The organism is Candidatus Limnocylindrales bacterium (assembly GCA_035559535.1).
Classification (GTDB): Bacteria; Moduliflexota; Moduliflexia; order Moduliflexales; family JAUQPW01; genus JAUQPW01.
In genome coordinates this window covers 22,487-34,355 of sequence record DATMBG010000046.1, presented here as the reverse complement: position 1 = coordinate 34,355, position 11,869 = coordinate 22,487, and the positions used below count along the sequence as shown (strand labels likewise).

The following is an 11,869-nucleotide window of genomic DNA, read 5'->3' as shown; positions in this document are numbered from 1 at the left end:
GGTGGCTCACGGTTAAAGTTGGGAGGTGGGGGCCTTGGGAGAAAAGGCCCCCACCAAGCCAGGAGAAGAAGATCCCAGTGACCATAGCGAAGGGGAAACACCCGTTACCATTCCGAACACGGAAGTTAAGCCCTTCAGCGCTGATGGTACTGCAGGGGGGACCCTGTGGGAGAGTAGGTCGTCGCTGGGATCTTTTTTTGATTTTTGTTCCTACCGGAAAGAATAATGGATAACTAAAACCTTCTAAACTCCCACCTTCCTTACTCCCTTTGCAGGGTAGCTTCTGTCTAAAACTCCTTATATCTTTCTGTTTTTTCTCTTCCTGCAAAAATTTGAAATCTCTTTTCATTTTTCTTGTAAAGATATCTTGCTCTGTGGATTAAAATAATTCATATTTCTGTTATCGGGTTTGCCTGGGATACCATAGATAAGCCATTAAACCAGCCAGGATCTTTTCAAGATCCTTCTTTCTACAAGACAGACCCTCTGGGCGAGAAGTTTATGAATGAGTAGGTTGTTAGCGAATCGTTTGTCTTGCTTCTATACCTATATGTCTCACCGATATCGAAAAATCTTCAGGTTCCTGATTATTTTAGGTGGCTTTTTTGTGTTACTCAACCTGGATTCGACTATTCAAGCATTTGTTCATACCCTTAAAACCATTAAAAATATTAAAACCGTCAAGTATATCACCTACCTGGGGGATGGCAGTGGTCAAATATTTTTATTTCTTTTATTCCTGGCCGGCGGATATTTCTATAAAAGAGAGCGGCTGAAAAAATTGGGAAAAATAGGAATCTATACCCTTATCGGAAGTGGTCTGGTAACCCAAACCCTTAAATGGTTGATAAGACGACCCCGTCCTAATACCAGTATAGAAAAGCTTCTCATGGGTCCAAGAGATCTGGAAGATCTGTCCGGTCATTTTGGATCTTTCCCCTCCGGGCATGCCTTAAGTTCTTCTGCTGTCGCAACCGTTCTGATAGCCTTCTACCCCAAACTAAGATATCCTCTCTATGTATTGGTCCTTCTCATAAGTCTTTCAAGAATTTACCTGGAATATCATTTTGCCTCCGACGTATATGCAGGTATAATTTTAGGATGGTGGATAGGGAGAGGATGTATGTTCTATTTTTTAACTCAACCAGGAGATAATCCGATGGGGTCCTATAGATCGTTTCTTAAAAAACTTCAGGCTTATAAAGCTTATCTCATCATTCCAGGACTTATCCTATTCTCCGGGTTCCTCTTTTTTTATGGCCTGACCGGTTTTACACTTTTTGATGTGGATGAAGCAGTATTTTCAGAAGCAACCCGGGAGATGATGGAAACCGGAAACTGGATTACACCTCAATATAACTACTCCAATCGTTATGATAAACCCATCCTGTTTTATTGGCTGATGGCTTTATCTTATAAGCTTTTTGGAGTCAACGAGTTCGGAGCCCGTTTTTGGTCTCCTACCATGGCAGTAGCTCTGGTTATAATGACCTTTTATTTTCTTCGACGGACGATGGATATCCAGGTTGCTTTGCTGGGTGCTTTGATCCTATCTACTTGTCTGGAGATGTATTACCTGTCCCATGTAGCCGTAACCGATATGACCCTTTGTTTTTTCATTACAGCAGCCTTGTATACCTTTTTTCTGGGTCATCAGAGCTCAAACGAAACCAAAAAATGGTGGTATAGGAGTTGTTATATTTTTATGGCTCTGGCAACCCTCACGAAAGGACCTATAGGGGTTGTTCTTCCCTTGTTAGCCGTCGTTCCCTTCCTTATAGCCACCGATACCTGGCGACAGACCCTAAAGGAAGGGAGGATTTTTTCAGGGATTCTGCTTTTCTTAGCCGTTACCGGACCCTGGTACATCCTGGAAATTGCCATAAATGGGTGGGATTATATTAACAAATTTTTTATCTTTCATAATGTCACCCGATATCTGGCGCCAGATCGGGGGCATAAGGGACCTATCTATTTTTACCTGGGGATTATTCTGGTGGGCTTTTTTCCCTGGAGTACCTTCTTGCCCCATGCTTTGAGCCGGGTTATCTCAACCCGAATAGGAGAACTGAAACGATCTGCAAAGATAGATCCCCTTTCTTTTCTTGCTACCAGTTGGTTTTTCACCACATTGCTCTTTTTTACCTTTGCCAAAACCAAGCTTCCCAATTATGTACTTCCCCTCTTTCCGGCCATGGCGATCCTGACAGGCCGATGGTGGTCAGATTATCTCTCAGAGGAGCTGAAAGGGGTTCGAGGAATTAAAATATCCCGCCTAATCTTGGGACTTACTTCCCTTAGCTTAGCCCTTATATTTGGAATGACACCCTTTATTTTAAGCAAACTGGCCGAGAAATATCCGGGCCGTTTTATGGAATCTCTGGATATCCGACTAGGTTGCTGGCTTTTAGCCGGAACTTTTTTGATCGGCGGAATTGGAGGCACTCTAACATTAACTAAATTTAAACGGACCAGCTTCGGGATTCTCGTCCTGACCATGATCCTTGTGAATATTATTACCCTTACAGCCATTGTACCTCCGGTTAATGCCTACTTTCAAGGTTCTTTACACGATCTGGCCAATATGGTAAGAACTCAGATTCGACCCGATGGAAAACTCGTCGTTTATGGGAAACTGGATAATCCGAGCATTGCTTTTTATTCACAACACGGTTTCATCAAAACTCGAAGTAAAGAAGAACTCAAAAGTCTTGTTCAATTACCTCAACAAGTCTTGATTATAACGAAAACGCCTCTGGCACTGGAACTGCAAAAGGAAACAGGTATCTTTCTCTGGAGAGAGCGCCAGGGATATGCATTGCTTTCTAATCAACCATTGTAAAAACCTTCTGGCAAAAAGGCCGATAAAGAACAGGAGAAATAATTTTAGATAAAGCTCCTTGACATTCTTAAAATCCAAATCTTATACTTGAACCCGTGAAATTTAGCCTATCCCTTTCACTCCTTTTAAGTTTCACCTGCTGGCTTTATCCTCTAAAAGCAAGTTTTGCAGCGGGGCAAAGACCTCTGAGTACAGAAAGTGCAATGACCTTACCACCTGGGACCTTGGAAATCGAATTGGGAGCTGATTTCCTCCGGAATCAAAGTTTTCCCTTTCCCACATCCGCTCCGCGTTTTAATAGAGATCTTTGGGAAATTCCTGTCATAGGCCTTCATTTAGGAGTGGATAAGCGAACGGAGGTACAGTTTGACTATGAACTTCTGTATTTAAATGAATCAAGCCCCGGCGTGGGAGAGAAATTTGGAAGCGGGGATTTAAAGGTTTTTACAAAGATTCAGATTTTAGAAGATAGGGATTCTCATCCCGCTTTAGGGTTGAGATTTGGAACCAAGCTTCCCAACGCAGACGATGCCGCTCGCTTAGGAACCAATGAGACCGATTTCTTGAGCTCTCTTCTGGTAACCAAATTCTATCAAGGGGTAACTTTCCATGCCAACGCAGGGCTTGGTATTTTAGGGAACCCCTTCCATGCCGCTCAGCAAGATGATGTGCTTTTACTCGGGTTCGCATCAATCCTTCCGGTGACTCCTACACTCCACTTTGTTATGGAAATTGCGGGACAAACCCTGAGTAGTAAGAGAAACAATGTAACCTCGATGCGATTGGGCCTTCAGTATCAAACCAGAGAGATCCAGTGGGACTTAGGCGGGAGTGTCAGACTTACGAATCAGGCTGCCGATTGGGAAGTTCTGGGCGGACTGACCTGGCGGATCAGGCTGTGGGGAAGGTAGTCCTTAAAGTTAAAGAACCCTGGAGGTGCCATCAAGGGGTTTTATCGTGTGGACGATGAAGGAGGATGGGGATAGAGGTACCTCGTAACACCTTATCTGCTACGCTACCTATGAGTAATCGGATTAGACCTCCGTGACCATGGGTCTCCATGGCAATGAGATCAATCCCATGCTGATTTGCCTCTTCTAAGATAGCTACAGCCGGATAATGACTCATAACAATTTTTGTCTGAACTTGTATCGTTTCAGTCAGGCCATCTTCCCTCGTTCTCAAACGCTTAGCTATCTCATCCAGATAGGCCTGAGCTTTTTGGATGCGTAATTGTTGAAATTCGATAAAGTACTCGTCAGGTCGGTAACTGACGGGAATCCAGGGTTCCCTCACATGGAATAGGGTATAATCAGCCTGCATGAGCTTACCCAGAGTTACGGCGTACTTCAGTATTTGTTCAGCAAGGGCTGAACCGTCAAGGGGAATAAGTATATGCCGAAAAACAGGCTCATGGGTAAGATCGGGTTTTTTTTCTTGAGGCCTTATGAGCACCAGGGGAATTTCTACCTGCCGTACAAGTTTATCGGTCACACTACCCAACCAGAGGCGAGCCAGCATACCCCGTCCATGGGTTGCCATTACCACTAAATCCACCTCTGCAGTCTTTATATGGCTATCCAGTCTTTCTGCAATCTGACCCACCTCCCCATCCAGTAATACACAGGTAACCGGAAAACCTGACCGAATCTTTTTGGCTATTTCTTCAAGATACACCCGCTGGTGCTCTTTGAGTCGGGCATCCAGTACTTCATTGAAAACCATTTTACCCTCAATATAGCGGGCCTCAGGCACATGGACATGTACTAATTGAAGTTCTGCTCCGGCGCGACGTGCAATACTACCGGCTATAGGCAATGCATGCTCTGCAAGGGTTGAACCATCAAGAGGTACCAGGATAGAACGAAACATGGTAGATTTTTCTTTTAAGATGCTTCGCCCTGGGGACGGCGTAGCAGGACCGGTACAGGAGCTCCTCGCAGGAGCTTATCGGCTACACTTCCCATAACCACCCGGGTAAGCCCACCATAACCATGGGTAGCCATAGCAATCAAATCTATTCCCTGGCTGCTTGCTTCTTCGATAATGGAGTTAGCTGTATATCGGCTGATGGTAACCTTGGTTTTAATGGATAGCGGTGACTTATCTTGCTCTTTTACCTGGGTCTGCAATCGTTCAGCAACGCCATGGAGATAAGTCTGGGCTTCTGTTTTCCATTCTTTTAACAATTGTTCTTCTAACTTGGTCGTGTATTCTGTATGGGGATAGCTTATAGGCAAAGGAGGCTCGACCACCCGTAACAACGTATAATCGGCTTGCATCAGTTGGCCTAGAGTTAAGGCAGGTTCAAGGATCTGCTCGGCTAGCGAAGATCCATCCAGGGGTATAAGCAGGTGCTGGAAGACCTGCTCACGGGTAAGATCTGGCTGAGTTTCTCCGGCTTCTGAGGGGCGAACCATTAGGATAGGTACAAGTACTTGCCGTACGAGCTTATCTGCTACGCTACCCAGCCAAAAACGACTCCATGCACTTCGTCCATGGGTCGCCATGACTATCAAATCTGCCTGGGTAGATATTGCATATTCATTAAGAGCATCGACCACTGATCCTAAATTTCCTTCTAACAGGGTGGCCGTAAGGGAAACATTTGAATCGGCTGACAGACGTTTGACCACTTCATCCAGATAGGCACGTTCATGCTCCTTAAGTCGGTTATCCAGCGCTTCATCAAAAAGAACGGTCCCATCCACATATCTGGCTGCAATGGGGACATGAACAGAAACCAGTTGAAGGGTGGCGGGGGCCCGACGTGCAATACTTCGCGCAATAGGCAAGGCATGCTCCGCAAAGGTCGAACCGTCCAGGGGTACGAGAACAGATCGATACATATAAAATCTCTCCTGATCGAGAAAATGGAAGTAAAAGAGTTTTTTTGGACTACCCCACTTCCTTATCTCTACTCCTCCATAGTTCCATTCTTAAGTTTTGTCAAGGTATTTATAGATTTATCTTGCTTTTAAAGAGGCGGTAACACAGGAACGGGAAAATTGATCGGGTTTTATAGAAAAAGGTGATGACTATTCACCTATTCCCATGCGCCTTTAGACTACTCGGAAAAGACGCAATCCACGTGCCAGATCTTAAAAAAGAAAATGGAGAGCCGAAACCAGAAGGAAAGGATAGAAGGCTTTGTTTGTACCGGCTGTTGATAATTTTTTGCTCTCAATTGAATTGACTGATCTTAAAATTAAAAACGAGTACTACCAGAAGCAAAAGAAGTGTAAGAATCCCCTTTATAAATAGGATGTCTTAAAATCTTACAGGGTTTGTGAAGATCTAATACCCATAAAGGTCAGTAAATACTGTCCGAAACCAAGACAAAGGACAGTTTGTTCTGGATATTCTCCCATACCTAAAATTTCCCTTGCTGGAAGGAACAGAATGATAGAGTTTAGATTCAAGACCGAAAGTTGATAGGGAAAGGAGAAGAAAAAATGGAAATGACTATTCAAAGCACGGCCAGACTTAATAATGGGGTTGAAATCCCTTTTCTTGGACTCGGGGTTTTTCAAAGTCCTCCGGGAGACATAACGAAAAAAGCGGTTCTTTATGCCTTAGAAATAGGATACCGCCATATCGATACGGCTAAAATTTACGGTAATGAACAGGATGTGGGTCAGGCCGTTAGGGAGAGCGGGATTCCCAGATCGGAAGTATTTGTGACAACCAAATTGTGGAATCAGGATCACGGCTACGATGCAACCTTGAAGGCGTTTGCAAAAAGCAATCAAAAGTTGGGTCTGGGCTATATCGATCTCTATTTAATCCACTGGCCGGTTAAGGGACTCAGGCTTGAAACCTGGCGGGCTATGGAGGTGCTGCTGGCAGAGGGTAAATGCAGAGCCATTGGCGTCAGTAACTATTTGGTCAGACATTTAGAGGAATTATTGGATCATTGCAGGGTGATACCTGCCGTAAATCAAATAGAGTTAAGTCCGTACAACTATCTTTATCGGAAAGAGACTGTAGATTTCTGTCGTGCTAAGGGCATTTGGTTGGAAGCCTATAGTCCGCTTACCAAAGGGGAAAAACTCACGGATCCGAAGCTGGTAAAAATTGCATCAAAATACGGCAAAACTCCTGCTCAAATCCTTATTCGCTGGGCCTTACAACATCAGTTTATAGTGATACCAAAGTCGGTCCGAAGGGAGCGGATCCGAGAAAATGCCCAGGTATTCGATTTTTTGATTTCTCCAGAGGATATGGCTTATTTAGATTCCTTCAATGAGAATTTAACTACCGGCTGGGATCCCACGAACATTCCCTGAACGAAATTATAGAAATACCCTGAAACCCTGGAGGAGTCATCCCGGGGTATTATTCAATAAGCGGCGGATAAAGACTTCCTTAAACCGGGGGTTTAGATCAAAACAGTAATAGACCCTGGGACCTCGAATATAGGGTGCTACTTCCAGGTCACGGCCCATACCCAGGGGTTCAAGAAAGAGACTAAATCCGATCCGGGCCGGGCTAACTTTACAGGTAAACATATCCGGCAGGGTTACATAGCCTATGGCCAGGAGATCAAAGGGATGGAACCCTTCCTTATGGAGTTTATTTTCCCAAAAGGATAACCATGGCTCACTCCCCCGATAAAGCCATCTGGCAACTTCATCGCCGAGTTCCAGGCGTTTCAAGTCAGACCGTGTAATTACCAGGTGAGTTGCCAATTCAAACGGAATCAAGATCAGAGGGACTCCCGAATATAAAACAATTTGAGTAGCCGGGGTATCTTTACAAACATTAAAGTCACGAAAATGGAACCACCATTGTTCCCCGGGATGAAACAAATCCCCCGGGTGTTTCCCTCCGATCATGACAATTCTTTCTATATTTCCCACAACATCGGGATGGTTAATCAGAACCGTTGCAACATTGGTGAGAGGTCCCTGGGCGATAAGGGTCAGTTTTTCTTTTCTTAAAGCCGAGGCCAGGGCTTCAGAGGCCTGAGTACTTTTCCAGTCAGGATTTCCCGGGGAAAGGCTTCCTTCAAAAATGGGAGGGGGTGGATGAGAGGGATAAGAGCCACCAAAATGGGTGATAGCCTGACGTGCAATTTGAAAACCCTTCTCACCCTTCGTATTTCCAAAAACGGTACTAATCCCTCGAATATCCAGCTCAGGTGAGCGGAGAGCTGCTATCAAAGCCCAGCAATCGTCCACATCATCGGTTTCTCCCTCTCCACAAGCAGGATCTGTGTCTATCCATACAGGTAGTTTAGATGGGTAAGATATCGAGGGCTTGAACGCTTTTACCGAATGGATAGTTAGGGGATCTGAATGGTGGTTGAAGGTATAAAGGGCACCGACACCAATAACGGTCATTAAAACCAAAAACAGGTTAACCAATAACCCACCCACGACATGATAAAAACAAGCTTTTATCCTATAGATCTTGAAGTGACGAAAAGCCTGAAGGGTGTAGTAAAAACCTACCCCTGTCAAAATGGCAAAAACTACCAATCCTATCCTTTGAACATTGATCCGTATATCCTGATTGGATAAACTGAATCCGAGACCACCCACGAAAGTCAGCACAAATCCGGCCAGCGGAAATAACCAGCTATACTTACAGGTGTGAATAGCCTTTTGGGTGTGATCTATCATAAGATTATCCCTCAATTAGCTTCCATCCTATACAAGGGTATTGGTTTGGTAAGGGAGTATCCGTTGGCTCCACATTTTTCAGACTCCTTCTCCCTATTTTTTTACGTTAACTTAGATACAGTACCGTTAACCCGGTCGGACCTTTTTTCATCTATCCAGTTCCCCCTGGATAAAATTGTCATATTGGGACTCTGGTCTAAATCTAAAGTATAATCCCGACAGGGGGTCAGGCAAGGGAGGTTCTATGTGTAAAGCTTTCAGATATTTACAGCACTTTTTGTATCTTTATTAATTTTTTATTGACAATTGAGTAGAAGAATGAAAAAGTAAACTAGTGACTTAAAATAGATCCTTTTAAGAATAAGCCGCTTAGGCAATACGTCAGTCATCTCAGGAGAGAAGGATAAAAAGAGAAGGATCCATACAAATTTCCTCGGAGTTCCTCCTCAGTAGTATGTTTTCCTTAAAGCAATCCTTTTAAATATTAAAGAGATTTTAAAGCTACTACCCTTTTTATCTTTAAAATCCCCCAAGAGAGGATACTTGCTGGACTATAATTCCAGGTAATTACCCTTCTCAAAAGGAGGTTGTTATGGGCAGAGACTTGATGATCCAACATCATAAAGACTCGGACGGCTCTACACGCGCCCCTGACTTCCGACTTGATAGTCAACTACACGATTTATTAATGAAAGGAACCAGGAAACCCAATCTACTTCAGATCGACGAATTTCAAACACTCCCTGAGCCGGTTTTTCCACAAAAACCAGAGGCTCTGGGAGATATGGGACCTGATCTGGTTACTCTTCGGAGTTCTGATAACCCTTATCGACGACGATGGACAGCACCTCTTATTTATCGTGCCATGCGGGGCTGGCTGTTTCCTTACATTCGATCTCGCATACTTCCTGGGGATTTTCACCCCATCATTGCTTATCTGTTTACCGAATGGAAATGCAACCTGGATTGTCACTACTGTTGGGCCTTCGACAATCGCGTCAAGGGCATGACAGAGGATACTGCCAAACGGTCGATAGATTGGTTGTACGAAGCAGGTTGTCGGGTACTGGCTCTGATGGGGGGTGAAGTTCTTCTTAGGCCGAAGTTTGTCCACAAGGTGGTCTATTATGCCGCAAAGAAAGGATTTTGGGTTTATCTTCCTACCAATGGGCGGTTGTTGAAGCCAGAAGTGATTGACCGTCTCGGGGATGCAGGGGTCGCTACGGTTAATTTTGCAGTGGATTGCGTGGATGAGAAACCCGGGCTCCCCAAAGCATTAAATCCGATTCGATCGTACTTTGAGTATCTGATTAAAAAACAGTATGTCTACGGGTATTGTGTATTCTTTAATATGAACATTACCCGAATCAACCTGGAGGATATCAGACAATTGACCGAGATTGCCCATGATTACGGGATTGCAACCGATTATCATATCAATGAATCCCCCATGCTGGAACAACATCACTTTAAACATCTAGAGAATAATGAGACCTTTCTTCGGCCTGAAGATTACCCCAAAGTGGATGAATTGATAGACTGGTTGATTGAGAAGAATCGTGCAGGTTACAAGATGGTCAATTCTATCCAGCGTCTTAAGGACATGAAGGATTTCATGTGTGGCAAGGTAAAACCCTGGAACTGCCGGGCCGGCCATAATTCTCTTATCATCCGGGTCGATGGAACCTTAGCCCCCTGTTTCCCCATGTATTCAGCAACCTATGATTGGGGAGTTGTGGGTCGTCACAGGTTTGAGACCCAACAGCTTAATACCATGAAGACAAGCTGCCAAACCCATTGTTTCTCGACCCTGAACCATAACCTGGCATATTGCTACGATGATGGACGGGTCATTCGATGGGTGTTGAAACAAGCAAAGCGTGGATTTCAAGGAGTTTCAGGTAGCTTTGACTGATTCAAAGAACTGGAAGGAATAGGGCCTAAAACAAGCCCAACAGGGTAGGTCAAACGTCCCCGTTTGACAAACGTCCCCGTTTGATGGAATAAAATCCTATGAAAGTAAAGGAAATTCTCCCAGCCTGGGGTCGTATCTTAAGGGGGTATTATCCAGCGTTATCCATTGAGATTACCCGCGAGTGCCCGCTTCGTTGCCCGGGTTGTTACGCTTACGAAACCCAACATCTTGGGCAGCTTGGACCCTTACGGACCCTGACCGATTATAAGGGACAGCAATTAATAGATGGCGTGTTAAATCTGGTCAGTCGCTATCGTCCCCTTCACCTCTCTATTATTGGAGGCGAACCTCTGGTACGTTTTCGGGAATTAAACACTCTACTGCCGGAATTGAGCAAAAGGGGTCTTGTGGTTCAGCTTGTAACCAGTGCTGTGCGTGAAATTCCTCTATCCTGGAGCCAGATAAAGAACCTGAACCTGGTGGTTTCCATAGATGGTTTACAACCCGATCACGATCGCAGACGAGCTCCTGCAACTTACGAGAAAATTTTAAAAAACATCCAGGGGCATTCTATCACGGTACATTGCACCATAACCCATCAGATGACAGGCCGGGCCGGATACTTTGAAGCTTTTCTGTCCTTCTGGTCCGGCAGGCCAGAAGTCCAAAAGATCTGGTTCAGCCTGTTCACCCCCCAGAAAGGCGCAAGATCTGAGGAGATACTTTCACCCCATGAGCGTGAGGAAGTATTAAGAGAACTTACCCGGTTGCGTCCGATGTTTCCCAAGTTAGACTTACGGGATGCAATCTTAGAAGGACTTCGTAATCCTCCTTCGTCTCCCGCCAAATGCATTTTTGCCAGGACTACCTTGAGTATCACCGCGGATTTACATAGCCGGATTACCCCCTGTCAATTTGGGGGTAATCCGGATTGTTCCCAGTGTGGTTGCATAGCCTCGGCGGGCCTGAAGGGAGTAGGGGATTATCGCCTGATGGGCTTTTTACCTTTAAGATTTATTTTTAATATCTCCGATAGAATAGGTAAAACCACCCTCAAATTCTCGGGAAAATCAAAATCCAACCCTTTAGATCCTTCGGCAACCCGAGGATAATAGCCGGAAGAAACGAAACCACACTTTTGGTTCTTCCACGGAAGTGTAGGATACCAGCAGGATATGCTTATTTTACCTGGCTATCCGGACCAAACACCCGCTTAACCACCGCCGTGAGAATCGGACCCGCTTTGTCGATTATCTGGGCAGCATAGATCCATCCACCTCCGCCGTGCCCTTGAACCATAATAGCACTCCCCTCATATGGGGTTAAATCAAGCTCTCCACTCTCAGGAGACATGGCAGTCTGCATTTGTATCTGGGTTAATCTTACGGAACTTCCCAGGGGAAACTTCGATCCCAAAGGGTGAAACTGCCGATTTTGGACGAGCCCTAAAAACAAATCTTGAGGATTCATATGATCTCCTTTCTA

Annotated in this window: 9 protein-coding genes and 1 rRNA gene; 6 read left to right on the top strand and 4 right to left on the bottom strand. The window is 44.8% G+C overall.

The window, feature by feature from the left end; translation table 11 throughout:
* The first annotated feature begins 73 nt into the window (after positions 1-73).
* From rrf to VNM22_17800, 3 genes are all read left to right on the top strand, one after another.
* Positions 74-190, top strand: a 5S ribosomal RNA gene (gene rrf, locus VNM22_17810).
* Positions 191-505: 315 nt separating this feature from the next.
* A complete protein-coding gene (locus VNM22_17805) occupies positions 506-2,842 on the top strand; it encodes a phosphatase PAP2 family protein (GenBank protein ID HWP49016.1) in 2,337 nt (778 codons plus the stop codon).
* 95 nt (positions 2,843-2,937) lie between these two features.
* Positions 2,938-3,753: a transporter gene (locus VNM22_17800; GenBank protein ID HWP49015.1), complete on the top strand. Its 816-nt coding sequence runs from the start codon at positions 2,938-2,940 to the stop codon at positions 3,751-3,753.
* Positions 3,754-3,784: 31 nt separating this feature from the next.
* On the opposite strand, the gene VNM22_17795 is transcribed toward VNM22_17800, so the two are convergent.
* Together VNM22_17795 and VNM22_17790 are read right to left on the bottom strand one after the other, a co-directional pair.
* A complete protein-coding gene (locus tag VNM22_17795; GenBank protein HWP49014.1) occupies positions 3,785-4,714 on the bottom strand; it encodes a universal stress protein in 930 nt (309 codons plus the stop codon).
* Positions 4,715-4,728: 14 nt separating this feature from the next.
* On the bottom strand, positions 4,729-5,691 hold the full coding sequence (locus VNM22_17790) for a universal stress protein (GenBank protein ID HWP49013.1): 963 nt from the start codon (positions 5,689-5,691) through the stop codon (positions 4,729-4,731).
* 606 nt (positions 5,692-6,297) lie between these two features.
* On the opposite strand from VNM22_17790, the gene VNM22_17785 reads away from it, so the two are divergent.
* Entirely contained in the window at positions 6,298-7,131 is an 834-nt protein-coding gene (locus VNM22_17785; protein ID HWP49012.1) for an aldo/keto reductase, read from the top strand.
* A 36-nt stretch (positions 7,132-7,167) separates the two neighbouring features.
* On the opposite strand, the gene VNM22_17780 is transcribed toward VNM22_17785, so the two are convergent.
* Positions 7,168-8,469, bottom strand: coding sequence for a nucleoside hydrolase (locus VNM22_17780; GenBank protein ID HWP49011.1), 1,302 nt, complete (start codon positions 8,467-8,469; stop codon positions 7,168-7,170).
* Positions 8,470-9,061: 592 nt separating this feature from the next.
* On the opposite strand from VNM22_17780, the gene VNM22_17775 reads away from it, so the two are divergent.
* The gene (locus VNM22_17775; GenBank protein ID HWP49010.1) at positions 9,062-10,384 is read left to right on the top strand and encodes a radical SAM protein; all 1,323 of its coding nucleotides are present in this window, start codon (positions 9,062-9,064) and stop codon (positions 10,382-10,384) included.
* A gap of 98 nt (positions 10,385-10,482) precedes the next feature.
* Positions 10,483-11,496: a radical SAM protein gene (locus VNM22_17770; protein ID HWP49009.1), complete on the top strand. Its 1,014-nt coding sequence runs from the start codon at positions 10,483-10,485 to the stop codon at positions 11,494-11,496.
* 67 nt (positions 11,497-11,563) lie between these two features.
* On the opposite strand, the gene VNM22_17765 is transcribed toward VNM22_17770, so the two are convergent.
* Positions 11,564-11,854 (bottom strand): hypothetical protein, encoded by a 291-nt coding sequence (locus tag VNM22_17765; GenBank protein ID HWP49008.1) that lies wholly within the window; start codon positions 11,852-11,854, stop codon positions 11,564-11,566.
* Between the last annotated feature and the right edge of the window lie 15 nt (positions 11,855-11,869).